The organism is Polyangiaceae bacterium (assembly GCA_020633235.1).
GTDB lineage: Bacteria > Myxococcota_A > Polyangia > Polyangiales > Polyangiaceae > JACKEA01.
This window is the reverse complement of the sequence record JACKEA010000005.1, coordinates 656,780-679,720: the sequence shown is the minus strand read 5'-3', so window position 1 is coordinate 679,720 and position 22,941 is coordinate 656,780. Positions and strand designations below refer to the sequence as shown.

25 protein-coding genes are annotated in these 22,941 nt (G+C 67.5%); 14 read left to right on the top strand and 11 right to left on the bottom strand.

Translation table 11 applies throughout. From position 1 onward, the window contains the following. Positions 1–58 precede the first annotated feature (58 nt). The 3 genes from H6717_28870 (at position 59) to H6717_28860 (ending at position 2,859) form a co-directional block, all read left to right on the top strand. A complete protein-coding gene (locus H6717_28870) occupies positions 59–1,570 on the top strand; it encodes a right-handed parallel beta-helix repeat-containing protein (GenBank protein ID MCB9581076.1) in 1,512 nt (503 codons plus the stop codon). Between the two features lie 29 nt (positions 1,571–1,599). Next, a complete protein-coding gene (locus H6717_28865; GenBank protein MCB9581075.1) occupies positions 1,600–2,103 on the top strand; it encodes a peptidyl-prolyl cis-trans isomerase in 504 nt (167 codons plus the stop codon). 204 nt (positions 2,104–2,307) lie between these two features. Beyond that, a complete protein-coding gene (locus H6717_28860) occupies positions 2,308–2,859 on the top strand; it encodes a Uma2 family endonuclease (protein MCB9581074.1) in 552 nt (183 codons plus the stop codon). A 165-nt stretch (positions 2,860–3,024) separates the two neighbouring features. Here H6717_28860 and H6717_28855 read toward each other — a convergent pair whose 3' ends face one another. The 7 genes from H6717_28855 to H6717_28825 form a co-directional block, all read right to left on the bottom strand. Further along, positions 3,025–3,690 carry an NADH-quinone oxidoreductase subunit I gene (locus tag H6717_28855; protein MCB9581073.1) on the bottom strand — a complete coding sequence of 222 codons (666 nt, stop codon included), beginning with the start codon at positions 3,688–3,690 and terminating at the stop codon, positions 3,025–3,027. After that, the gene (nuoH, locus tag H6717_28850) at positions 3,690–4,745 is read right to left on the bottom strand and encodes an NADH-quinone oxidoreductase subunit NuoH (GenBank protein ID MCB9581072.1); all 1,056 of its coding nucleotides are present in this window, start codon (positions 4,743–4,745) and stop codon (positions 3,690–3,692) included. Before nuoH ends, H6717_28855 begins: the two co-directional genes overlap by 1 nt. Next, on the bottom strand, positions 4,742–5,953 hold the full coding sequence (locus H6717_28845; GenBank protein ID MCB9581071.1) for an NADH-quinone oxidoreductase subunit D: 1,212 nt from the start codon (positions 5,951–5,953) through the stop codon (positions 4,742–4,744). The genes nuoH and H6717_28845 overlap by 4 nt, the downstream gene beginning before the upstream one ends. Then, on the bottom strand, positions 5,935–6,429 hold the full coding sequence (locus H6717_28840) for an NADH-quinone oxidoreductase subunit C (GenBank protein ID MCB9581070.1): 495 nt from the start codon (positions 6,427–6,429) through the stop codon (positions 5,935–5,937). The genes H6717_28845 and H6717_28840 overlap by 19 nt, the downstream gene beginning before the upstream one ends. Continuing rightward, positions 6,429–7,130, bottom strand: a complete 702-nt coding sequence (locus H6717_28835) for an NADH-quinone oxidoreductase subunit B (protein MCB9581069.1) — start codon at positions 7,128–7,130, stop codon at positions 6,429–6,431. The genes H6717_28840 and H6717_28835 overlap by 1 nt, the downstream gene beginning before the upstream one ends. Before the next feature lie 41 nt (positions 7,131–7,171). Beyond that, positions 7,172–7,531, bottom strand: a complete 360-nt coding sequence (ndhC, locus tag H6717_28830; GenBank protein ID MCB9581068.1) for an NADH-quinone oxidoreductase subunit A — start codon at positions 7,529–7,531, stop codon at positions 7,172–7,174. Between the two features lie 180 nt (positions 7,532–7,711). Further along, positions 7,712–8,200, bottom strand: coding sequence for a cytidine deaminase (locus H6717_28825; protein ID MCB9581067.1), 489 nt, complete (start codon positions 8,198–8,200; stop codon positions 7,712–7,714). Positions 8,201–8,570: 370 nt separating this feature from the next. Here H6717_28825 and H6717_28820 point away from each other — a divergent pair, with 370 nt between their 5' ends. The 6 genes from H6717_28820 to H6717_28795 all read left to right on the top strand — a co-directional run bounded on the left by H6717_28820 (position 8,571) and on the right by H6717_28795 (position 15,075). Further along, the gene (locus H6717_28820; GenBank protein MCB9581066.1) at positions 8,571–9,044 is read left to right on the top strand and encodes a hypothetical protein; all 474 of its coding nucleotides are present in this window, start codon (positions 8,571–8,573) and stop codon (positions 9,042–9,044) included. Between the two features lie 6 nt (positions 9,045–9,050). Further along, complete coding sequence (locus H6717_28815) at positions 9,051–9,461, top strand: DUF393 domain-containing protein (GenBank protein ID MCB9581065.1); 411 nt, start codon at positions 9,051–9,053, stop codon at positions 9,459–9,461. Then, a complete protein-coding gene (locus H6717_28810) occupies positions 9,458–10,126 on the top strand; it encodes a TetR/AcrR family transcriptional regulator (GenBank protein MCB9581064.1) in 669 nt (222 codons plus the stop codon). Before H6717_28815 ends, H6717_28810 begins: the two co-directional genes overlap by 4 nt. 9 nt (positions 10,127–10,135) lie before the next feature. Continuing rightward, entirely contained in the window at positions 10,136–11,428 is a 1,293-nt protein-coding gene (locus tag H6717_28805) for a sigma 54-interacting transcriptional regulator (protein MCB9581063.1), read from the top strand. A 14-nt stretch (positions 11,429–11,442) separates the two neighbouring features. Then, positions 11,443–13,044, top strand: a complete 1,602-nt coding sequence (locus H6717_28800) for a serine/threonine protein kinase (protein ID MCB9581062.1) — start codon at positions 11,443–11,445, stop codon at positions 13,042–13,044. A gap of 156 nt (positions 13,045–13,200) precedes the next feature. After that, positions 13,201–15,075 carry an N-acetylmuramoyl-L-alanine amidase gene (locus H6717_28795; GenBank protein ID MCB9581061.1) on the top strand — a complete coding sequence of 625 codons (1,875 nt, stop codon included), beginning with the start codon at positions 13,201–13,203 and terminating at the stop codon, positions 15,073–15,075. Between the two features lie 4 nt (positions 15,076–15,079). On the opposite strand, the gene H6717_28790 is transcribed toward H6717_28795, so the two are convergent. Next, a complete protein-coding gene (locus tag H6717_28790; GenBank protein MCB9581060.1) occupies positions 15,080–15,754 on the bottom strand; it encodes an energy transducer TonB in 675 nt (224 codons plus the stop codon). Between the two features lie 59 nt (positions 15,755–15,813). Here H6717_28790 and miaB point away from each other — a divergent pair, with 59 nt between their 5' ends. Both miaB and H6717_28780 read left to right on the top strand, forming a co-directional pair. Next, on the top strand, positions 15,814–17,262 hold the full coding sequence (miaB, locus tag H6717_28785; GenBank protein ID MCB9581059.1) for a tRNA (N6-isopentenyl adenosine(37)-C2)-methylthiotransferase MiaB: 1,449 nt from the start codon (positions 15,814–15,816) through the stop codon (positions 17,260–17,262). Between the two features lie 16 nt (positions 17,263–17,278). Further along, positions 17,279–17,797, top strand: coding sequence for a gamma carbonic anhydrase family protein (locus tag H6717_28780; protein ID MCB9581058.1), 519 nt, complete (start codon positions 17,279–17,281; stop codon positions 17,795–17,797). 159 nt (positions 17,798–17,956) lie between these two features. Here the strand turns inward: H6717_28780 and H6717_28775 are convergent, their stop codons facing one another. Both H6717_28775 and thiS read right to left on the bottom strand, forming a co-directional pair. Beyond that, a complete protein-coding gene (locus H6717_28775) occupies positions 17,957–18,187 on the bottom strand; it encodes a hypothetical protein (protein ID MCB9581057.1) in 231 nt (76 codons plus the stop codon). Between the two features lie 108 nt (positions 18,188–18,295). After that, the gene (thiS, locus tag H6717_28770) at positions 18,296–18,496 is read right to left on the bottom strand and encodes a sulfur carrier protein ThiS (protein ID MCB9581056.1); all 201 of its coding nucleotides are present in this window, start codon (positions 18,494–18,496) and stop codon (positions 18,296–18,298) included. Positions 18,497–18,573: 77 nt separating this feature from the next. Here thiS and H6717_28765 point away from each other — a divergent pair, with 77 nt between their 5' ends. Continuing rightward, positions 18,574–19,095: a hypothetical protein gene (locus H6717_28765; protein ID MCB9581055.1), complete on the top strand. Its 522-nt coding sequence runs from the start codon at positions 18,574–18,576 to the stop codon at positions 19,093–19,095. Here H6717_28765 and H6717_28760 read toward each other — a convergent pair whose 3' ends face one another. Continuing rightward, entirely contained in the window at positions 19,096–19,647 is a 552-nt protein-coding gene (locus H6717_28760) for a response regulator (protein ID MCB9581054.1), read from the bottom strand. An 84-nt stretch (positions 19,648–19,731) separates the two neighbouring features. Here H6717_28760 and H6717_28755 point away from each other — a divergent pair, with 84 nt between their 5' ends. Continuing rightward, entirely contained in the window at positions 19,732–21,015 is a 1,284-nt protein-coding gene (locus H6717_28755) for a HAMP domain-containing histidine kinase (protein MCB9581053.1), read from the top strand. An 86-nt stretch (positions 21,016–21,101) separates the two neighbouring features. Next, positions 21,102–22,562, top strand: coding sequence for a VanW family protein (locus H6717_28750; GenBank protein MCB9581052.1), 1,461 nt, complete (start codon positions 21,102–21,104; stop codon positions 22,560–22,562). Positions 22,563–22,941 lie beyond the last annotated feature (379 nt).

Sequence of the window (22,941 nt, the reverse complement as noted above, 5' to 3'; positions counted from 1 at the left end):
ACCGGCGGTCCTGGTCGCTTCGGCGGAGGCTGGTAGCGTCGGGCTCGGAGGCGTGGACATGAAGAAGTTGGGGATGTGCGTGCTGCTCGCGCTCGCGCTGGGCCTCGCGGCCTGCTCGGATTCCGATCAAACACCGGCGACCGGCGGTCCTGGAGGCACGGCGGGCCAGAGTGGCAGCGGCGGCTCGGGCGGAGCAGGAGCCACCGGCGGCGGCGCTGGCGCCGCGGGGACAGGCGGCGCTGCCGGCATGGGCGGCACGGCGGGAAGCGGCGGCAGCTCTGGCGGCGGATCCCTCGGGGAAGCGGGCCTGGTTCCCAACTACGATCCGTACACGCTCCCGGTAGATGCCATCCACGTGGACCCCACGAACGCCGCGGACTCGGCACAAGACGGCTCCCTCGCGCATCCCTACGATTCCTTCGGCAAGCTCAGCTTCAGTGACGGCGCGGTGGTCGTCGTGAAGCGCGGGACGACCATCGACATCGACGTTCTGGAGATCAAGGCCAACGGCGTGACCCTGGGCGCCTACGGAACCGGCGACGCTCCAGTGATCCACTCGACGGCCGTCGCCGCGGGTAGCAACAAGTACGCCGTGTACACCGGCGACAAGCACGACATCGTGGTGCGCGATCTCGAGATCTACGCGCCCGACGCGACGAGCCTCTTGCGCTTTCAGGGCGGCAGCAACGTGCGCGTGGTGAACTGCAAGCTCCACGGCGCGTACTGGGGCGTGCGGACCTTCAGCATAGACGGCTTCAAGCTGGAAAACTCCGAGATCTACGACATCTTGGAAGACGGCGTGTTCGTCCAAGGGGTCACCAACATCGAGATCGCCCACCTGTACGTGCACGACGTGAACCAGAACTGGAAGCCGCCCTACACCTCCCAGGCCGATGCTGGTGGGGACGGCGTGCAGTTCGATAGCTGCAACAAGTGGCACGTGCACCACAACGTGATCGACCGCACCAACAGCGCCAACAAGTTCTGCTTCATCAGCAACAACCCGAACCAGGACGACGGCGTCTTCGAATACAACGTGCTCAGCGGCCCGCGCACGACCGGCGGAGACGGCGGCGCCTCGATCTACCTGCACGATGGCAACGGCCTCGTGATCCGATACAACCTGGTGCAAGCGCCCACGCCGAGCCCGTTCTACTCCCACGCCGAAGGGCTGAAGATCTACGGCAACGTGTTCACCGGCGCCTCCGGCAGCCTATTTGCCAGCGGCTCCGCCGAGGTGCTGAACAACCTCTTCTTCGATCAGAGCGGTGGCGTGAGCGGCGGCGCCATCACGGCGCAGAACAACATCTTCTCCCTCGCAGGCGGCTCGACCTTCGACGTCCAGAGCCTGACGGAGGATCACAATCTGCTCACCAGCGGTACGCCGGGCTCGGGATCCTTCCTGGGAGATCCGAAGCTCGTGGCTCCGACCCAGGGGGACTTCCACCTGGGAGCCGGCTCCGACGCCATCGACAAGGGTGCAGACGTGGGCCTGTCGGAAGATCTCGACGGCGTCTCGCTGCCCCAGGGCGGCGGCTTCGACATCGGGCCGTACGAATACGTGCCCTGATCCGCGGCTGTCTGTGCTTACCCTGGGGCATGAGCACCAGCGTCACCCTCGACACCAATCACGGCAGCATCACCCTCGAGCTCGACGAGAGCGGTGCTCCCCAGACCGTTCGGAACTTCCTCGCCTACGTCGATGCCGGCCACTACGACGGCACCATCTTTCATCGGGTGATCGACGGTTTCATGATTCAGGGCGGCGGTTACAGCGAAGCCCTGGAGAAGAAGCCGACCCGTCCGCCCGTACAGAACGAGGCGAACAACGGCGTGAAGAACACGCGGGGAACCGTGGCCATGGCGCGCACCTCGGATCCGCACTCCGCCACCGCCCAGTTCTTCATCAACGTGTCGGACAACGCCGCCCTCGATCACACGGCGCCCGCGGGTCCCGGTTGGGGTTACGCCGTCTTCGGCCGAGTGTCGGAGGGTATGGACGTCGTCGACCGCATCAAGTCCGTCCGCACCGGGTCGTCCGGGCCGTTCGCCAAGGACGCGCCCCTCGAGCCCGTCGTGATCCGCTCCGCCCGCCGGGCATAGCCTCCTGAGTTTGTTGGTCCGCCGCGGAAACACCCGCGACGGGGATCGCGCCGGACCAACATCCAACGGAAGCAGCGGCGAGACATCCCTGGGCTAGGTCTGCACGTACCAGCGCCCGGAAGTGATTCGCTCGCCGACGCGCGTCGCCGGCGGCGGGACCCGCTCGCTGGCGACCGAGTGCCAACCCCGTGCTACGTTGAGCGCGTGAGCGTCGCCGAGCAGATTCCGCGCATCTCTTTCGAGGAGTTCCTTCGTCTCGAACGACTGAATACCTCGAAACACGAGTGGCTCGACGGGATCGTCTACATGATGGCCGGAGGCACCTTCGAGCATGGGCGCCTCGTTGACAACGTTCTGGTCGCGTTCCGGCAGCGCCTCGCCGGACGACAATGCACTCCCTACTCGGGCAATTTCCTGATCCGTACACCGGGCGGACTCGGGGCGTATCCAGACGTCATGGTCTTTTGCGATGCCATCGTCGGCGACCCAGCCGATCCCGAGCGCGCCGCTACGAATCCGACGCTGCTCGTCGAGGTGCTTTCGGACAGCACCGAAGACTACGACCGCGGAGAGAAGTTCGAGAACTACAAGACGATCCCGTCTTTCACCGAGTACGTGCTGGTCAACCAGAACGAACGAAAGGTCGAGGTCTTCTCCAAGCGAGACGGTTGGAGTCCCCGGGTGGCAAGCAGCGGAGAGTCGCTGACCCTGGACGCGATCGGCATAGTGGTCGCCATAGACGAGATCTACGCTTGAGCTGCGGCGCAGACTTGCTCAGCGCGCCTGCCTTCCAAGCCACGCCGCCGGTATTCTCCATGTCGTGGAGCTCCACTCTTTCGGCAGCGGGATCCGGCGAAAACGCTCCGGACCCGCTCGCTCGCGCCGCTGCTCGACCGGCTGTTTGAGATCCGGCGGCTAAAGTCAGGTGCCGTCGGCTTCGGGTGCGTCGGACTTCGGAGCGTCGGGCTTGGTCGCGTCAACCTTCGGAGCGTCGGCCTTCGGAGCGTCGGCCTTCGGAGCGTCGGCCTTCGGAGCGTCGGCCTTCGGAGCTTCCGCCTTCGGCTTCGGGGCGGGCTTTGCCTTGGGCTCGGGTGGCGGTTGGCCGCGCTTGGGATCCTGCATCTCCATTAGCTTGGTGGCCGTGCCCCAGGCCAGCGGCTTGCCTGTCTCGTTGGCGTACAGCTTGTCCATCGTGAGGCACAGGGCCTCGCGGGTGTAGCCGGGCTCCTCGGGAAGGCGCGTCATCACGATGGCGTCCGTGGGACACACCTGCACGCACAGCTCACAGAAGATGCAAGCGTTCAGATCCAGCGTGAAGTCCTTGGCGTAGCCGCGGCGCTTGCCGGAGACGGGGCTTTCTTTCTTCTCCGCGATCACCGTGATCACTTGAGAAGGGCAGATGCGCTCGCACTGCAGACAGCCGACGCAGGCTTCGTCACCGGTGCTGTCGTGGAGCAGCGCGAAGGTGTTGCGGTAGCGCTCGGCGCGCTCCCGCTTGACGGCGGGGTAGTGGACCGTCGTCGGCTTTCGGAACGCGTTCTTGAGCGTCATGCTCAACGAACGCACGCTGTCCAGCAGGTAGCCCATCAGAGGGCTCCTTCCGCCACGCCGGTGGCGGGGTTGGGCGGCAAGTGCTGGGGCGCCGAGGTTCGTTGGTACTGGACCCAGAAGGCGGCCAGCATCACCAGCACCAGGCCGCCGGGCACCAGCCACTTCCAGCACAGGGCCATCAGCTGATCGGCGCGGAAGCGCAGGAGGGTCCAGCGGATCCAGAAGATGAGGGCGAACAGGGCCAGGGTCTTGAGCACCATCCAGTGCAGCCCCGGAGCCAGGCCGAAGGGGCCGCCCCAGCCGCCCAGGAACAGCGCGCTCGCCACGCCGCTCACGATCAGCGTGTGCAGATATTCCGCCAGGTAGAACAGGCCGAACTTCATGCCCGTGTACTCGGTGGTCACGCCCGCCACGAGCTCGCTCTCGGCCTCGGGGATGTCGAAGGGGATGCGGTTCGCCTCCGCCAGCGACGCCATGAAGAACAAGAGGAACGCCAACAGCCCCGGCCCCGGCGGCCAGAACGCGAACCAGCCGTGCTCCACCTGGAACCGCACGATCTCCGACAGGCTCATCGAGCCGGTGAGCACCACCGGCACCAGCGCCGCGAGCACCAGCGGGATCTCGTAGCTGATGCCCTGCGCCACCGAGCGCATGCCGCCCAGCAGGGCGTACTTGTTGTTGCTGGCCCAGCCGGCGATCCACACCGGGAACACCATGAGCCCGCCGAGGGCGAGGATGTAGAGCACGCCGACGTCCAGATCCGCGGCGATGGCCTTCTCGCTCCAAGGGATCACGGCGGCGGTGCCGAGGGCGAACAGCACGGTGAGCGGCGGTGCGATGTTGAACAGCACCTTGTCCGCCTTGTCCGGGATGATGTCTTCCTTCTGCAGCAGCTTCAGCGCGTCGGCCAGCGGCTGCAAAAGCCCGACGGGGCCCACCAGCGTCGGCCCCGCGCGGCTCTGCATGCGGCCGGCGAACTTGCGCTCGAACCAGATGCTCCAAGCCGTGATGGTCATCAGCACGGTGACGATCACGATGCCGTACACGGCGCCGTGCACCCAGGGGTTCTCGATCCAAGCGGGCAGGCTCATCGGTCCACCTCGCCCATGATCGGATCCAGCGAGCCGAGGATGGCCACGGCGTCGCTCACGGAGTGGCCGGGCAGCACGTAGGGCAGGCAAGCCGAAGCGTGCAAGCTGGGCGGGCGGATCTTGAGCCGATACGGGCTCGCGCCCTTGTTGTCGCCACCGCCCACCACGTAGGTGCCGAGCTCTCCTCGGGGAGACTCGATGCCGACGTAGCTCTGGCCGCTCTGGATGCGATCCTGCGCGGCGATCTTTATGGGCTTGTGGCCGTTGATGGGGCCCTCGGGCACGCCGTCGATCATGGACAGCACGATGCGGATGCTCTCGCGCATCTCCCGGATGCGCACCAGCGTGCGGGCCTGGCAATCCCCGGCCTTCTCGGTGAACACGTTCACCTCGATCTCGTCGTAGGCGTGATACGGCGCGTCGCGCCGAAGGTCGTGATCCACGCCGGCGGCCCGGGCGATGGGTCCGGTGATGCCGAGCTGCAGCGCGAGATCCGCGTCCACCGCGCCCACGCCGCGCGTGCGCGCCACGTAGATGGAATTCTCGGCCATCATGGTCTCGTACTCGGGCACGCGCGCTTCGATCACCGCCAGCGTCTGCTTCACCTTGTCGGCCCAGCCGCCCGGGATGTCGTGGCGATTCCCACCCACGGTGTGCGTGTTGTAGTGGAAGCGACAGCCCGTCAGATCCTCGAACAGGTCCAGGATGGACTCGCGCTCACGGAAGCACCACATGAACAGGCTGGTGCCGCCGCCCAGGGCGCCACCCAGGTCCATGGCGAAGGTGCCGAGCCACAAGAGGTGGGACGCCACGCGCTGGAGCTCGGCGAGGATCGTGCGCAGGTAGCGGGCGCGCCGCGGCACCTCCACGCCCATCAGCGCCTCGAAGGCCATGTTGATGGCCTGCTCGTTCATCATCGGCGAGACGTAGTCGTTCTTGTCCACGATGGGCGTGATCTGCGTGATCATCAGCTTCTCGCAGAGCTTCTCCACGCCGCGGTGGAGGTAGCCGGCGTAGGGCACCGCCTTGATGATGATCTCACCGTCCAGGTATAGCTTCACCCGGAACACGCCGTGGGTGCTGGGGTGCTGAGGACCGAGGTTCAGCACCATCAGATCCGCTTCGGGATCGTACTCGTCGATGTCCAAGTACGGGTCGACCCGCTCGCTGAGGCTCACCGCTTGCACGTTCATCTCCAGGGAGTGCACGCCGTGTCGATGGCGTAGTCCTTGCGGAGCGGGTGACCGTCCCAGTCCTCCGGCATCATCAAGCGCCGCAGATCCGGGTGGCCCTCGAAGTGCACGCCGACCAGATCGTACTGCTCGCGCTCCTGCCAGTCTGCGCCGGCGTAGAGATGCGCCAGGGAATCGATGCTCTCTCCCAGGGGCACTTCGCAGCGCCACAACGCGAGCTTGGAGCCGGGACCCACGCTGCGCAGGGCCGTGGCCACTTCGTAGCGCTCCGGTGCGGCGGGCTGCTTCTTGGTCTCTTCTTGCGCCAGGAAGTGCGTCGCCACCACGGTCACGTAGATGCGGTAGCCCTTGGAGCGGAGCTTGCGCGCCAGCTCCAGGTGCCGGCTCTTGTCCACCAGCGTCGGAGCGTCTTCCGGAGATTCCGTAACGCCGAACTCGTCGCGCAAGAGCGCTTCGAATTCCTCGTTCACGGGGATGCCTTTGGCGGGCATCAGCCGGCCTCCTTCTCGGGCTCGTCCTCCGGACCCGCCAGACGCGCCGCGAGCTCCTTGCCGAGCTTGCTCTCGCGCACCTGCACCAGGTTCAGATCCGCACCGCGAGAGAGGCTCCCGGCGCTCAAGGTCTGCAGCTCCGAAAGCTCGGGCGGCCGGCTGGGATCCCCCATGCGCGGGATGCTCGGCTTGCGCAAATGCTCCGGCGTCGGCGGCCGCACCTCGCGTTCGCGCCACTCCCCCGCGCGCACCGCCCGCACCTTCTCCTGCAGGCGCAAGAGGCCGTGCATCAGCTCTTCGGGGTTCGGCGGGCAGCCGGGCACGTACACGTCCACGGGCAGGAAGGTGTCGATGCCGGGCACCACGGAGTAGATGTCGCGGTAGAAATCCCCGCTGATGGCGCAGGAACCCATGGCGATGCACCACTTGGGCTCGGGCATCTGATCCCAGAGCTTCTTCACCCGGGGCGCCATCTTCACGGTGATGGTGCCGGCCACCACCATCACGTCACACTGCCGAGGGGTGCCGCGCACGATGGTGCCCATGCGATCCAGATCCACGCGGCTGGCGGCAGCGGCCATGAACTCGATGCCGCAGCAGCTGGTGGCCATGGGGAAGATCCACAGCGAGTTGTTGAAGCCCCAAGTGAGGAGCTTGTCCACGCTGGTGGTCGCGACGTCGAGCCCCGGCATCCGCTCCATGAACTCGAAGAGCGGGTGACGAAAGCTCCGGTCCTTTTCGTCTACTGCCATTTGAGGGCGCCCTTTCTGAGCGCGTACACCCAGCCCAAGAGCAGGATGCCGACGAACACCAGCATGTCGACGATGGCCAGCATGCCGAGGCCCCGCAGGCTGACGGCCCAGGGGAACAGGAAGACCGCCTCCACGTCGAACAGCACGAACACCAACGCCACCACGTAGTAGCGGGGGTGGAAGCGGATCCAGGCGAGCCCCTCGGGCTCTTCGCCGCACTCGTAGGTTTGCCGCTTGAGCGGCGACTCCTTCTGGGCGCGCACCCGGAGCACACGAGCGATCACCAACATGCTCACGCCCACCACGGCGGAGAGCAGGAGGAAGGACAGGGCGCTCTGCCACTGATTCATGGTCGATGCTCCGGGGCGGTCAAAAAACGGACCTAACGTAACCTATCGAGGGGGCGGTCGCCATTTACCACCGCCCTTCCAAAGCCTTCAAGGGCAGGGGGTTTTTCTCGCCGCGGAACCTCTCAGACGCCCTGATGGATGCCGCCCTGGGGCGAAGTGCGCCACCCCAGACGACGCTCGTCAGCCTCCGGGCACTTCCGCCAGGCGCGGATCCTTCGGACCGTCCACGGTGACCACCTCGACGCCGTGGTCCTTCAGGTACTGGACGCCGTTTTCGCCGAGGTAGCCGCCTTCGACCACGAGCACTCGAGTGATTCCGGCGTGATGGATCATCTTCGAGCACATCAGGCAGGGCTCGCCGGTGACAATCAGCCAGGCGCCGCGGCAGCGAACGCCGTTGGCCGCCGCGTTGCAGATCACGTTCATTTCCGCGTGGTGGCAGCCGACTTCCATGCGCGTGCCGCTCTTCACGCTCAGGGTGTCACGCAGGCACACGTCTCCGCCGCACAGCTCGCCGCCGCCGCGGGGCCCGCCGTTGTAGCCGTCCATCAGGATCACGTTGCGCTCGGGATCGAGCAACAGGGCGCCGAACTTGCGACGCGGGCAGTTGGAAGCATTGGCCAGCGCCAGACATTGCTCCACGCGGATGCGGATGTGCTTGTCCTTCACGGCGGCGACGATAGCGCGAATCGACCCCGACTGCTGGATCAGCGCGCCACGCAGCGGCCGTGGTCTGCGAAGCAGCGGCCGTGCTGCTGGCGGCCAAGCGCGCTCCTCGGGGCCGAGCGCGGATCGAGGAGCCCGCGCGCGTTCCAACGTGGCGTCGCGCTGCTGCTTCGCGACGTGGGCGGCGCCTCGGCAGCTCACCTCGACGCCCTGAGCGCACGGGCCTTGGCTCTGCAAGACGCGCCGGGGCGGAGCGACGTTTCCGCGGCGACCCGACAAAAGTAGCGCTGGGGGGCTTGACGGGAGTTTGAACGTGTTCAAATACTGAACGTGTTCAAAATCGCGGGCCGGGCGCCCGCGGGAGGTGATTTCCATGGATCCCAGCGTCCCCATTCCCGTCGCCGAGGCCACCCGTTATCTGGTTCCGGTGTACGTGGTCTACGCCGCCATCGCCGTGGGGCTCACGGTGTGGCTGGCGCGCACGCTGTTCAAGAACGGCGCGGTGTTCCTGGCCGACGTGTTTCCCGCAGAGCCAGAGCTCGCGCAGGCCATCAACAAGCTGTTGGTGGTCGGCTTCTACCTGTTCAATCTGGGCTACGCGTGCTTGCTGCTCTCGTCCTATGGCGCGCCCACCGTGGTGGCGGCCATCGAGACCCTGGCGCAGAAGCTCGGTTGGCTGCTCCTGTCTCTGGCCACGATGCACTTCTTCAACCTGTATCTGTTCCATCGCATTCGGCGGCGCGCCAAGCTGGCGGAGCTGCCGCCCCCGGTGGCGCCGCAACATCAGCTGCCCTACGGCCGAGTCTCGATGGGAGCGCCGTCGGCGGAAACCGTCGCCGCGCGTTGAGCAACGATGGCGCGCTTCACGGTGCTGTACGACGAAGGCTGCGAGCTGTGCCAGCGCTGTCGCGCGTTTCTCGAGGTCGAGCCCGCCTACGTGGAGCTGACGCTCCTGGCGGCGGGCTCGGACGAGGCGCGCCTGCGCTTCGGCACGCTGCCATGGCTCGGACAAGAGCTGGTGGTGGTGGCGGAGGACGGCCGGGTGTGGGCCGGGGCGGCGGCATTCCTCGTGTGTTTGTGGGCTCTCCGGGACTATCGCGAATGGTCCTATCGGCTTTCGGGGCCGGCGTTGGCGCCGCTGGCGGAGCGCTTCTTCCGCGTGCTGTCGGCGGAGCGGCGGCGCATCGGTGCGCTGTTCGATCATCGACCCTGCGCCGCGGATCATTGCGGCGTCGCGCCCCCGAGCCTAGGTCCGTATCGGTGAGCCCCCGCAAAGCCGCGAGCACCAAGGAACGCATCGAGCGCGAAGCGCTCAAGCTGTTTCGCAAGCGCGGCTTCGATCGCACCACGCTGCGGGACATCGCCAAGGCAGCGGGCACCTCCCTCGGTTCCACTTATTACTACTTCCCGAGTAAGGAAGCGCTGGTCCTCGGCTACTTCGAGCAGCAGATGGTGGAGCACGAGCGGCTGGCCCAAGAAGCGTTCCGCGCTTCGAGCGATCTCGGCGAACGGGTGCGGGCGGCGTTTTCGATTCGGCTCGACCTGATGCGCAAGGATCGCAAGTTCTTCGGTGGCTTGTTTCGCAGCGTGGGCGACGTGGAGAGCCCGGTGAGCGTGTTCTCGAAGGAGAACAGCGAGCTGCGCCTCCGGGGCATCCGCGTCTTGGAGCAGGCGGTGAGCGTGCCGGAGGTGCCTGAAGCGCTGCGGGCGGAGCTGGCCTATGGCCTTTGGGCTCTGATGCTCGGCATGGTGCTGTATTTCGTCCACGACGAGTCACCGGAGCAGCAGCGGACCGCGGAGCTGGTGACCGGCAGCATCGACTTGATCGTGCCCCTGGTGCCGCTCTTGGCTCTACCCCAGGCGGAGTTTTTCCGTGAGCGCGTGATGGCGGTGCTCGATCGCGCGGGGCTTCTGCCCGAGATGCTCTAGACTCACGCCGTGGTGGATCAAACCGTCACCGAGTCCGGCCCGGTGTTGTCCACGCCGGGTGCGCCTCGGCCGGAGGTGACGGGCGTGGTGGTCGTGTTCCAGCGCGGGCCGTGCACACCGGTGCCCCATCGCATCGTGAGCCCCCAGGTGCTGGGCCGCTCCGAGACGGCCGACGTCACCTTGGCGGATGCGTCGGTGTCGCGCGAGCACGCGCTGCTGGAACCGGCACCGGGCGGAGTGCTGGTCACGGATCTGGGCAGCCACAACGGCACCACCATTTCCACGGTAGCGGTCACGGCAGCCAAGACGTTGGCCCCGTTCGACAGCACGATTCGCCTAGCCAAGACGCTGCTGCTCGTGACACGCGACGCGCTGCTCTACGAGCAAGCGGTGGAGAACGTCGACTCCCGCTTGGTGGGCGGCGCGGCCCTCAACGACGTGCGGCTTCAGATCCGCACCTTCGGCCCGGCGCCGACGGCCGTGCTGATCGAAGGGCAGACCGGTACCGGCAAGGAAGTGGTGGCGGGGCTGTTGCACGCGTCGAGCGGGCGGCCGGGGCCCTTCGTGGCGGTGAACTGCGCGGCCCTTGCGCCGGAGCTGGTGGAATCGGAGCTGTTCGGTCACGCCAAGGGGGCCTTCTCGGGATCCGTGGCCGCGCGCGCGGGGCTGTTTCGCGAGGCGGACGGTGGCACGCTGTTCTTGGACGAGCTGGCGGAGCTCCCGCTGCCGATGCAAGCCAAGCTCTTGCGCGTGCTGGAGACGGGCGAGGTGCGCGGTGTGGGGCAAGACGCCCCGACGCAAGTGGACGTGCGCATCGTGGCGGCGACCAACCAGAAGCTCGACGAGCGGGTGGTGAGCGGCGCGTTCCGCGGGGATTTGTTGCATCGCATCGCGGGCGCGCGCATCCGGCTGCCCGCCTTGACGGATCGCCGGGCCGACATCGTCGCTCTGTGCCACCACTTCAACGCCGCCCATGAGGTGCACGTGTCCGTGGGCGCCATGGACGCGCTCTTGACGCGATCCTGGCCGGGCAACGTGCGGGAGCTGAAGAACGTGCTGTTTGCCGCGGCGGCGACCGCCAAGGCGAGGGGACAGAGCGAGATCCGCCTGGAAGACCTCGGTGAGCCGGCGCCGCCGAGCCGCCAGGACGAGCGCGAAGAAGAGCGCCAGATCCGAGAAGCGCTGGCGCAGACGGACGGCAACGTCACTCGCGCCGCGAAGGAGCTCGGTCTCGGGCGCTCGAGCTTGTACGAGGCGATACGGCGCTTGGGTCTCGATCCCGCTGCCTTCCGCAAGCGCTGAAGTATGCTGCGCGCGTGAACCTCCGGAACCTGCTCGCCGCGCCGCTGCGCGAGCCGCACGAGGCGGCGCTCTCGCGGGAGATCGAGCGGGTCGAGCGCATCACCGCGCGGGCGTGGCAGATCATGGCAGTGGTGGGGGTGATCGCGAGCACGGCCTTCGCGGTGCGCGTCTCCGCGGCCATGGGCATCGGGGGCGCGGTGATTTCCATGGTGATGTTCGCGTGGTTCTCCTTCGTGGCCTGGCGGCTGGGCAAAGGACGCGGGGGACGGGCCTTGCACCTCAGCAACATGGTGGTGGAGGCGGTGATGCCTTGGACCTACACCATCATGATCGTGTTCACCCAGGGCACGGAGTACGCCCTGGCTTCCTGGGTGCCGCCGATGCTGTTCTGCGCGCTGTTGATCTCCTACACGGCGCGCTTCCGGCCGCTGGCGCCGCTGTTGGCGGGGGTGTTCTCGGCGGCCATGTTCCTGGCGCTGTACTTCTTGGTGCTTCGCGCGCGGCTTTCCGAGACCGCCATCAGCCAGCTGATCAACCAGCCGGCGACGCAGATCTCGCGCTCCATCACGCTGGCGCTATCGGGCCTGTTGTGCAGCGCAGTCACGCTCAGCATTCGCCGTGTGATGGGCCGCGCCGAAGCGACGGTGCGCGAGCAGGACCTGTTCGGGAAGTATCGACTGCTCCAGCGCGTCGCCTCCGGCGGCATGGGGGTGGTGTTCGAAGCGCTGTATTGCCCGGAAGGCGGCTTCGAGCGGCGCGTGGCCATCAAGCGCATCCACCCGCACCTGGCGGAGCAAGAGCGCTTCGTCGCGAACTTCCGCAGCGAAGCGGAGCTGTGCGCGCGCCTGGCCCACCCGAACATCGTCCAGGTGATGGACTTCGGTCGCTTCGAGGACAGCTACTTCTTCGCGATGGAGCTGGTGGATGGCCTGACCTTGAGCGCGGTGATGTCTCGCTGCTTTGCCTCCGGCTACCGCTTGACGCCGGAAATCGTGGGCACCCTCGGGCGCGAGATCTTGACCGGTCTGGTGTACGCCCACGAGGGCGTGCGCGGCGCCGACGGCAAGCCGCTGCGCGTGGTGCATCGCGACGTGTGTCCGCAGAACGTGCTGCTGAGCAACAACGGCGAGGTGAAGATCAGCGACTTCGGCGTGGCGCGGCCGTTGCGGCAGGCGAGCCTGGAGACCACCAAGACGATGGGCGGTCACGTGGCGTACGTCGCTCCCGAACAAGCGCGCGGCGAGCCCATGGACGAGCGGGGAGATCTGTTTCCCGTGGGCGTCATGTTGTGGGAGCTCCTCGCCGGCGCACGTTTGTTCCTGCGAGAGAGCGAGCCCGCGACTCTGATGGCGCTGGTAGCCGATCCGATCCCCAACGTCTGCGAGCGACGACCGGACATCGCCCCCGAATGGCAGCCGTTCCTGCTCCGCGCGCTGGCGCGGGACCCGACGGCGCGCTTCGCTTCGGCCCGGGAAATGCTCGCCGCGCTCGACGCCCTGGCGGATTCTCGTAGCCGGGATCCGGCGCAGGATCTGGCGGCATTGGTCGCCATGGCGCGGCAGACTCCCGCGCCGGCGGGGCGCGTGGATCTCGAAGCGGCGACACAAACGGACTAGTCACAGCGAAATTTTCCCGCGCAAAGCCCCGGGGCGTCCGGACGGTGTCTGGACGAAATGGGTCTTCGTGCCGGACAGCGCACATTCGCTTACATCGCGAAACTCCGACGCTTTTCGTCGTGGGCCGGTGGCACGTCGGTTGCTGAAGGGCGCCGCATGACACGCGCTCGGACACTCCTCGCCCTGCTCGCCATCGCCGTCCTGTCCCTGGTCGCCTGCGCCCCGGCAACGGGCGATCCGATCATCGCGGACAACCAACGCACGGATCATGGCGGCGAGGTCGCCCTCGACGCAGCCGACATCAAAGGCTTCACCGAGGTCGAGGGCTTCGCTCAGTCCAGTCTGATGGCGGCCGAGGTCAACGCCACGCGCGGCGGCTTCTTGATCGACTTGTGGGAACAGGACAGCGGCGCCGACATCGCCATCGACGTGCGTGGCCAGCTACCCGACGGCAGCTTCACGCCGTGGGTGCCCGCCGAGATCACCTGGCGCGAGGCGCCCCACGTCGTGGGCCGCGCGGATCTTCCGGACGTGGTCGTCGCGACGCAGTTCCGCTTGCCCCCCGAGCAGGCGGGCTACGTCGAGCACATGACCTACGCCGGCATCGCCCTCGATCCGGAAGAGGCCGCGGACGACTCCCCCGGCGTGACGCAGCAGCCCCTGAGCAGCCAGCTCGGCTTCGTGAACAGCCGGGCAAGCTGGAAGGCGCGGTCTTCGAGCTGCAGCGCCAACGCCAGCAAGTACCGCATGGCCATCCACCACACCTACACGCCGTACTCGTCTTCCGGCGGCTTCGCGGCGCGCATCCGCGCGATTCAGGCCTATCACATGGACAGCCGCGGCTGGTGCGACATCGGCTACCACTTCCTGGTCACCGAGGACGGCCAGGTGTGGGAGGGCCGCCCGCTGGATCGCCTGGGCGCCCACGTGGCGAACAACAACACCGGCAACGTGGGTATCAGCTACGTCGGTTGCTTCGAGCCCAACGCCGAGTGCAAGAAGATGGTCGGCGACACCAAGCCGCCACAGGCGATGATCGTCGGCGGCGCCAAGATCGTGGGCGAGATTTCGAAGATGTACGGCATCGACATCTCGAGCTCCACGGTGAAGGGCCATCGCGACCACTCCGGTGCGTCCACGGACTGCCCCGGTGAAGATCTCTACGCGCGCCTCGGAGACATCCGCGCGTTGGCCAAGAACCCCGGCTCCACGCCGGAGCCGCCGCCGCCGCCCACGGGCACGGGTACCGGCGTGGTGCAGGGCGTGGTCTGGGATCTGGCCACGTCGTCGTCGCCCGCGAACGGCACGCGGCTGGATCAGGCGACCATCCAGGTCGACTCGGACGCTCCGGTGAAGGTGCGCGTGGGCGACGCGTTCTGGCAGCTGAAGGTGCCCGTGGGGAAGCACACCCTCACCGCCGCCGCTCCGGGCTACGCCTCCGCCAGCACCGACGTGGACGTGACCGACGGCAGCGAGACCTGGGCATCCCTCGGACTCGCTCCGGCGGCGTCGCAGGTAACCGTCAGCATTCGCGCTCTGGGCGGCGGCAGCCCGCTCCCCGGCGCCATCGTGTACCTGCCGTCGTCCGGCGAAGCCAAGGTCGCGGGTAGCGATGGCCGCGCCAGCTTCACGCTCTCCCCCGGCAGCGTGAGCGCCCAGGTGTTCGCCAAGAACTACGCCGGCAAGACCGCGAGCATCAACCTCACGGCGTCACCGACGCAGAGCGTGGACGTCTCGCTCAGCAGCCAAAGCAAGGGCAGCGCCGCGCTCCAGGGCGTGGTGTGGGACGCCTCCAAGGCTTCGAGCGCCGCGAGCTCCAGCAACGCGCGGGTCGATACCGCGATCGTGATCTCGAGCTCGGGCCACGCCACCACCGTGCGCGCGGGCGACGCCTACTGGCGCATCGACGCGCCCCCCGGGAGCTACACCTTCACGATCGTCGCACCGGGGTATGCCACCACCAGCTTCTCCAAGTCACTCACCGCCGGCGTGGCGGACTGGGGCTCGATCGGGATCCAGCCAGCGCCCTGATCGTTCAGGACGACTTGAACACCACGGGGTAGCGCACCACGACCACGCCTGCCTTTGGCTTTGGAAAGCGCATACCCTTGAAGGCCCGGAGGACGCAGGCGTCGACCTCCGGGCTCACGCCGCCCTTGTCTCGCGTGGCGGAGCTGACCCGCCCGTCGAGTCCGATCACGAAGCGGACGATGATTCGGCCCTCGAGAGCCGGGGTCTTCTTCAGCGCGCTTTCGTAGCAGCTCTTGATCTTGTGCAGGTTGGTGCGCACGACCTTCTGCACGTCCTTCGGGGGCAAGCTGGTTGGAGTCAGGGGGTTCGTTCGGTCCTTGGAGCTCACGAACGCTCCTCCCGCGACACCGCTGCCGTCGGGCGGTGCCTTCGCCAGTGCCTCGAGCAGCGCGGTGTTCTGCCTCAGCCGGTCGATCATCGCCTCGTCCCCCGGATCCGGCGCGTACTCGTCATACGGCGCGCCTTCCTCGTAGGGCGGGGGCTGGTCGCCATCCGCGGGCTCCTCGATCACCTGGACCGGAGCACCACCGTCGGTCGTGTCCTCCTCGGGCGTGTCTTTCGGCACGTCCACCACGGCCACCGCCGGTGCTGCCTGAGCCTCCGGGGTTTGCTGCCCCCCGCAGGCGGTCGCGAGAGCGCTGGTCAGAGCGATGAAAGCGGGAACATCGAAGCGCCGCATCGAGCCTTGTACGCGCCGCGAGGGCTCACGCTTCCTCATCATGCTAACTTCCGCCGCCCATGCCCACGTACGCCCTGGTCACCTTCGGCTGCCAGATGAACCAGCACGACTCGGAACGCATGACCGAGGTCCTGCGAGGGGCGGGCTTCGTTCAGGCCGAGGAGCCGGAGGGGGCGGACGTGGTGCTGCTGAACACCTGCAGCGTGCGCGAGAAGGCCGAGCAGAAGCTCCGCAGCGAGGTCGGGCGCCTCGGCCTGCTCAAGCGGCGGCGCCCGGAGCTCTTGATCGGCGTGGCGGGCTGCGTGGCCCAGCAAGAAGGGGAGCGCCTGATCAAGAAGCTGCCCCAGATCGATCTGGTGCTGGGACCGGACAACATCGGCGAGCTGCCGGCACTATTGCGAGAGCTCGAGGGCGGCGGTCCGCCGCGGGTGCGCACCGTGTTCGATCTGGACTCGCCGCGCTTCTTGCAGGCCGAGCCGGTGCCGGGCAAGCAGACGCCCAGCGCCTACGTCACCGTGATGAAGGGCTGCGACGAGCGTTGCACCTTCTGCATCGTGCCGCACACCCGTGGGCCCGAGCGCTACCGCGCCGCCAGCGAAGTGACCGACGAGATCGCGCGCTTGGTGGAAGCCGGCGCACGGGAGGTGACGCTCCTGGGGCAGACGGTCAACAGCTACCGCGACCCGAGTCGGAGTCTTTCCCCTGCGCCGGGGGCGGACGACGTCCCGTGGACGCACACGCACCCGACGACCGCGCGGCAAGACGAGAGCGAGTTCTCGGCGTTGGTGCGCGCCATCGCCGAGCGGGTGCCCGAGCTCCGGCGCTTGCGCTACACGAGCCCGCACCCCCGTCACCTCACGATGAGCCTGATCCGTGCGCATCAAGAGCTCCCGGTCCTCGCGCGGCACGTGCACTTGCCGGTGCAGAGCGGCAGCGACGCGATGCTGCGCCGCATGCTGCGCCGCTACTCCGTGGCGGAGTATCACGAGCGCGTGGATGCGCTTCGAGAGCGTGTGCCCGGCGTGACGCTGTCCACCGACGTCATCGTGGGCTTTCCCGGCGAGACGCGCCAAGACTTCGCTCAGACGCTGGAGCTGGTGGAGCGCGTGGGCTTCACGGGGCTGTTCGGCTTCAAGTACTCGGTGCGCCCTTTCACCCGCGCCGAAAGGCTCGCCGACGACGTCAGCGAAGAGGACAAGAGCGCCCGCCTCGCGGAGCTGTTCGAGCTGAGCGAGGCCCTGCGCCAGCGCCACCTCGAGAGCCTGGTGGGCAGCACGCAGGACGTGCTGGTGGAAGGGCCCGGCAAGCAAGGTGGCTACAGCGGGCGCACGGAGCAGAACGAGATCGTTCACCTGGGCGCCGCAAGCGATCCGAGCGGAGAAATCCTCCGCGTGCGTATCGTTCAGGCCTTCAAGAACTCCCTGGTGGGCGAGGCCGTCGATCCCGCCCGTCGCGCGTCCTTCGACAACGCGCGCAGCACTGAGCGCCGGCAGCTGCCGGTGGTGTGAAAGAGAGAACGAAGCGATGCCCGTGATCCTGCCCGCCTTCGGCAAGACGCCGAAGATCGCCGAAAGCGCCTTCATCGCCGAGAACGCGACGATCATCGGAGACGTGGAGATAGGTCCCGACGCGAGCGTCTGGTACGGCGCCGTGCTGCGCGGAGATTGCGGCTACATCCGCGTCGGCGCCCGCAGCAACATCCAAGACCTGTGCTGCATCCACATGACCACGGATACCTCGAACTCCATCATTGGCGAGGACGTGACGGTGGGGCACGGCGTCATCATCCACGGCGCCGTCATCGGCGACCGCGCCCTCATCGGCATGGGCTCGATCCTGCTCGACAACGCCGAGATCGGCGAGGAAGCGCTGATCGCCGCCGGCACCGTGGTGCCGCCACGCATGGTGGTGCCGGCGCGCAGCCTGGTGCGCGGCCAACCCGGCAAGGTCATCCGCGAGGTGAACGACAAAGAGCGTCGCCTCGGGATCGACGGCGCCGTGAGCTACCTCGAGATGGCGCGCGAGCATCGCCGTCCGCGCTAGAGCGCATCTCACGACCTGCTCACGGGCGCTTTCGGGCGTGCGGCACCCTCTGCAGCGTTGCCGATCGTTGAAATGCTCCGAGTATTCCTTCCTCGCGCCGCCTCGCAGCTGGCACCGCACGCCTCTATAATCGCAACCCTCGAGCTTGCGAGCTGCGCTCTAGGTTCCGCGCCGAACCAACAAGAAAACGATCTGTGAGATCTTCTTGTTGGCCCGGCGCGAGCCCCGTCGCGCCTCACCAGTGCAGCTCGAAGCGAACGCCGCTTGGGGGTTCTTGTCGTAGACCACGTTCGCCATCTGCGCGAGGTCCTGGAGGGATTGAGCGGAGGCCGAGCCGGAGATGGCGAAGACGGCGCCCGCAGCCAGAGGTGCAAGGAGGTGACGGAGCATGCCCAGCGCTCCAGCAAGGCGCATACCTGACGCCGCGTCCGCAGCGGCGCGCCGAAATCGAGCAACGGCTTGCGCGACCGAGTGAGGCGTCGCTCGGCAACCGCGCGCTCAGCCGCCGCCGACGAAATGCACGATCTCGAGGACGTCTCCTTCGCCCAGGGGTGTGCTCTCGTGCTCTGCCCGGGGAACGACCTCGCGGTTCTTCTCCACGGCCACCGGCCCTTCGGTCAAGCCCAAGTGCTCGATGAGCCCACGGACGGTGAGTTGGTCGGGGAGCTGGTGAGGTTCGCCGTTGACCGTGACCTGCATGGTACCCGAAGCCTTGCCAAGACCCGCGGCGCCGTCAATGGCTTGGCAGTGCCGGCGCCTTTGCCTACCGTGATCCCATGCGACGCGCCTCGGTGCTGCTATCGAGCCTGATCTTGCTCGCGGGCTGCCGCTCTCCCAAGACGGCGTATGGCGAGAAGCTCCAGTATGGAGACTTCGCGTTCGTGTTGGGGGAGGGCAGCAGCTGGCACGGGTACGACGTCCTCCGGATCGCGGCCACGGGGGAGTGCTGGTACACCTTCGCGAAGCTCGAAGGGGATGAGACCGTGTGGCACGGCGCGGAGTTCACCGTCGATGAGGCCACGCTGGCGAAGCTCCGAGGGGAGCTGAACGAGGCGAGGTACTTCTCGCTGCAGGACCGCTACGGCGACCCCAAGGTGTCGGACGGCACCCAGAGGTTCGTCAAGGTTCGGGTGGGAGAGAACCGAAAGAGCGTGCGCTGTGACGACGCCTGCCCGCCGGAAATCGTTCGTTTGAGCGAGTTCGTGCACCAGACCATCTTGGACCCGCGGGTCGACGACTTCGGCGGCGCCAAGGTGATCGACCGGGCGGAGGCCACCGAGCCCGAGAGCTTCGAATGATCAGCCGAGCTTCTTCACGATGTGCTGCAGGAGCTGACGCGAGATCTTGAGCAGCGAGGCCGCGCGCTGCCGGTTGCCGCCGGTGCGGGACAGCGCTTCCTGAACCATGGTGCTTCGGAGCTCGCGCTCTACCTCGTGGATGGGCTTGAGGCCCACGGTGCGGCGCACGTGGGGCTCGAGATCCGGTGGTGTGGCGAAGGCCGCTTCCAGCGCAGACTTCAGGCGCTCGAGATCGATGGGCTTGTCGAGGTAGCCGTGGGCTCCCAAGCGGGCGAGCTCGAAGGACTGCAGCGGTGTTGCCTGCCCGCTCATGGCAATGGTCACGGGAGAGAGGCCGGCTTCCCTGGCGGCGTTCACCACGTTCGCGGCCTCGCCATCCGGCAGGGCAACGTCGAGCAACAACGCCTCGGGTCGGAACGTGTCGATGCGGTTCCGCGCTTCGGCGACGGTCTCCGCGCTCTGCGCGTCGTAGCCAGCGCCGGCGAGGGCGCGTGCGATCCTGTCACGCAGCGTCGCATTGTCTTCGACGACGAGAACGCGTCGGCCAGCCATCCCTCCACGAGGGTCGCCAATGCCGAGACGGACGTCAACGTTTGCGATCCGGAGGCTCGCCGCTGTAGCCTAGATCACCGGGCCATGGACGGTCGAAGCGCGCCGCTGTCGGAGATCCCGACCGAAGCCGTGGCCAAGGTCATGGGGCGGTCGGCCCTGCGGGGGGAGCGGGTGTTCGCCGTGCTCCGGCTGGTGTTCTGCGCCGCGGTGTTGGGACGCTACTTCCTGGTCACCATTTGGGAACCGACGCGGGCCGCGCTGACCGTGCTGTCCGTCGCCTCGGCGATGGCGTTCTCCTTGTACGTGCTGATGTGGGCGAAGGCCGGGAGCCGCGGCCTGTCGATGGTTTCGGTCGCAGTGGATGCCGTGACCTGTTTCGGCACCTTGGTGCCGGACATCCTGTATCCCACCGACTACGGCTCCATCTTGATGATGCCGGACACGGCGTCTTTGGTGCTGATCACGGTGGCGTCAGGATTCCGCCACTCCGCTCGTGCCGCTGTCTTGGGCGGCCTGTTGAACGGCGTGTCCTTGATGGCGCTCACGCTGCTCGACCGCGCGCGGCACGGCGTGCAGTACGCCAACAGCGCAGCCAGCGTAACCGTGTACGCCATCATCCTGCTGGCGGCGGCGGCCATGGCGGTGGTGATCGCCCGGCGCACGCGCGTGCTCGCCGAACGCGGCGCCACCGACGCCTTGACGGCGGAGCGAGCTCGGCGCGGCGTGGCGACGCTGCTCTCCGAGCACCACGACGTGCGCTCTCTGGTGAGCGCCGCCGCCATCGATTTGCAGCTCCTGGAAGCGGAAGTGCAGGACGGTGACAGCTCGGTGGTCGGTAACTTGCGCGAAGATCTGGGACAGATCAGCGAGCGGGTTGCCCGCATGCTGGATCGCGCGGCGCTGGAGCTCGACTCTCCGTGCTCGCCGGTCCGCGTGGCGCTCATCGCACGGGCGTCGGTCGAACGCGTGGCGCGTCGCTTCCCCCACGTGAACATCGAGCCCCGGGGTTCCGATGGTGAGCTCCAAGCACTGGTGTCGGGGGGCGCGACGGCCTTCCAGCGCGCCCTCACCAACCTGCTCATCAACGCCTGTGAGGGGGATGGCGACCGCGGTGCGACAAAGGTCGAGCTGAGCTGGGAGGCGGTCGGGGGCGAGGTGCGCGTGGAGGTACGGGACGATGGACCTGGCTTTCGCCCGAGCCAGCTGGCGGCCTTGCCCGGTCAGGGGGGCTCGACCAAAGCGGGTGGGACCGGCTTCGGCCTCGGCATCGCCGCTCGGCTGGCAGAACGCAGTGATGGGCAATTTCTCGTGGAGAACGGCGCGCAGGGCGGGGCCCGGGTGACCTTGATCCTGCCGCTTGGCGGTTGAGCGGAAGACGCCGCGGCGCCCGAGCGTACCGAGAGTGTCCGCCGGGCACTTTGCCGTCGGGCGTTTCCCCCAGCTACCATTTCGCCGTGCGGAAGAAGCTCATCGTCCCCACCGTCCTCGTTCTCCTCACCGCAGGCGCGGGAGCAGGGGTCGGTGTGGCGTATTGGCACTTCCTGCCCCCCGGTCGCGCGCTCCGGGGGCTCGCCATCGACGGCCAGGTCCAGCCCGAGCACGAGAGCCTGGGGGACTGGCTGGAGCGACGCCGGCAAGCGCTGCTGTCCCGGGAGGCGTATCTCGAGCTTCCGGACGGCGAGGGCAACGTGAAGACGACCTTCGGTGAGCTCGGCATCGAGGTCGACGTCGCCGCCACCATGAAGCACGTCCGCGAGCTCTCGGAGGACGGAACGCTCGCGGCACGGCTGTATCGGGTGAAGGAGGCCCAGGCCGGGCGCCTGGAGATCCCTCTTTCGTGGAGCGTGGATCGCACCCGGGCCCAGGCCAAGCTCGAGGCTCTCGCCCCACAGGTGAAGCGTGACCCGGTGGATGCCCGACTCGACCTGGTGCACCACCGTCGCATCGACGAGATCCCCGGGCAGAAGCTCGACGTGGATGGCACCGTGGAGCTGATCCAGGACGCCGAGCGCGAACCCGACGCAGTGATCCCGCTGTGGACGCGGCCGATCCCGGCGCGCGTGACGAGCGAGGCTCTGGCCAACGTGGACGTCTCCAAGGTGCTGGGCTCCTTCGAGACCGACTTCAGTCACAAGGCGAGAGCCCGCGACAAGAACATCGAGCAGGCCGCGGAGTATCTGAACGGGACGGTGATCGCGCCGGGACAAACCATCAGCTTCAATCAGGTGGTCGGCCCCCGAACCATGGCTCGAGGCTTCGTGAATGCACCGGTGATCGTCGACGACGAGATCGAGCCCGGAGTCGGCGGTGGGACGTGCCAAGTGGCTTCCACGCTGCATGCCGCCGCCGTGTACGGTGGGATGGACATCGTGGCCCGGCGCAGTCACAGCCGTCCGAGCGGCTACACGCCGCTGGGCCTGGATGCGACGGTCATCTACGGGGAGGTGGACCTGAAGATCAAGAACCCCTACGACTCGCCGCTGATCATCCACGCGTTTCTGCCCCAGAAGGCCACGCTGCGGATCGAGCTCTTGGGACGTGAGCCGCCGGGCAAGGTGGAGCACACCTACGCCGTGATCAAGACCCACGACTTCTACCGCCGGGTGTGGACCAAGGACTGGCTGTCGGAGGGCAAGAGCATCAAGCGCCAACGCGGCATCAAGGGCTACGACGTCGTGAGCGTGGTGCGCATCAAGCACCCAGACGGGACGGAGGAGGACAAGCGCTATTTCTCCTGGTACCGCCCGGTACCGGAGGTGTTCTGGGTCGCCCCGGGCACCAGTCCCTCGGAGCTGCCGGAGCTGCCCCAGGGCGCCGAGCACGTGGAGGTGGACGGCGCCAAGCAGCCGTCGCCGGACAGCACGGCGGAGCTGTCGCCGGAGACGCCGGACTCGGGCGACGTTCGCGGCGGTTGACCTGAGGCGTCCAGCGGGTAGATCCAGCCGCCGTGCAGTGGAAGAGCATCGGTGTGGTCGCCCTCGCCGCCGCCACCGGCGTCGGGTGCAAGGGCAAGGGCAAGGACTCGGCCGGCGGCGCGCCCAGCGCGTCTGCCGCCGCCGCCATCGCGAGCGCGGAGCCGGCACCGATCTCGAGCATCAAGGTCGATCACGGCGAGCTCGACACCAAAGCGCCGACGAACTCTCCGAAGCTCGCCGCCACGGTGATCGCCGCCACGGTGTACAAGCTCGCGAACGTGGATTCCCGCCGCCTGGGCTACATCCGGCTCGGGGGCATCGTGCGACGTGACGCGGATCCCGTCGACGGCAAGGGCTGCAAGGGCAAGTGGTACCACGT

What these genes read in the sequence shown, in the direction of transcription:
- H6717_28765 (MCB9581055.1), top strand. Translation starts at nt 18,574, where the DNA reads ATGCGACGCGCCTCGGTGCTGCTATCGAGCCTGATCTTGCTCGCGGGC.
- H6717_28855 (MCB9581073.1), bottom strand. Translation starts at nt 3,690, where the DNA reads ATGGGCTACCTGCTGGACAGCGTGCGTTCGTTGAGCATGACGCTCAAG.
- H6717_28865 (MCB9581075.1), top strand. Translation starts at nt 1,600, where the DNA reads ATGAGCACCAGCGTCACCCTCGACACCAATCACGGCAGCATCACCCTC.
- H6717_28795 (MCB9581061.1), top strand. Translation starts at nt 13,201, where the DNA reads ATGACACGCGCTCGGACACTCCTCGCCCTGCTCGCCATCGCCGTCCTG.
- H6717_28840 (MCB9581070.1), bottom strand. Translation starts at nt 6,429, where the DNA reads ATGCCCGCCAAAGGCATCCCCGTGAACGAGGAATTCGAAGCGCTCTTG.
- H6717_28780 (MCB9581058.1), top strand. Translation starts at nt 17,279, where the DNA reads ATGCCCGTGATCCTGCCCGCCTTCGGCAAGACGCCGAAGATCGCCGAA.
- miaB (MCB9581059.1), top strand. Translation starts at nt 15,814, where the DNA reads ATGCCCACGTACGCCCTGGTCACCTTCGGCTGCCAGATGAACCAGCAC.
- H6717_28760 (MCB9581054.1), bottom strand. Translation starts at nt 19,647, where the DNA reads ATGGCTGGCCGACGCGTTCTCGTCGTCGAAGACAATGCGACGCTGCGT.
- H6717_28820 (MCB9581066.1), top strand. Translation starts at nt 8,571, where the DNA reads ATGGATCCCAGCGTCCCCATTCCCGTCGCCGAGGCCACCCGTTATCTG.
- H6717_28755 (MCB9581053.1), top strand. Translation starts at nt 19,732, where the DNA reads ATGGACGGTCGAAGCGCGCCGCTGTCGGAGATCCCGACCGAAGCCGTG.
- ndhC (MCB9581068.1), bottom strand. Translation starts at nt 7,531, where the DNA reads ATGAATCAGTGGCAGAGCGCCCTGTCCTTCCTCCTGCTCTCCGCCGTG.
- H6717_28815 (MCB9581065.1), top strand. Translation starts at nt 9,051, where the DNA reads ATGGCGCGCTTCACGGTGCTGTACGACGAAGGCTGCGAGCTGTGCCAG.
- thiS (MCB9581056.1), bottom strand. Translation starts at nt 18,496, where the DNA reads ATGCAGGTCACGGTCAACGGCGAACCTCACCAGCTCCCCGACCAACTC.
- H6717_28870 (MCB9581076.1), top strand. Translation starts at nt 59, where the DNA reads ATGAAGAAGTTGGGGATGTGCGTGCTGCTCGCGCTCGCGCTGGGCCTC.
- H6717_28775 (MCB9581057.1), bottom strand. Translation starts at nt 18,187, where the DNA reads ATGCTCCGTCACCTCCTTGCACCTCTGGCTGCGGGCGCCGTCTTCGCC.
- nuoH (MCB9581072.1), bottom strand. Translation starts at nt 4,745, where the DNA reads ATGAGCCTGCCCGCTTGGATCGAGAACCCCTGGGTGCACGGCGCCGTG.
- H6717_28790 (MCB9581060.1), bottom strand. Translation starts at nt 15,754, where the DNA reads ATGCGGCGCTTCGATGTTCCCGCTTTCATCGCTCTGACCAGCGCTCTC.
- H6717_28835 (MCB9581069.1), bottom strand. Translation starts at nt 7,130, where the DNA reads ATGGAGCGGATGCCGGGGCTCGACGTCGCGACCACCAGCGTGGACAAG.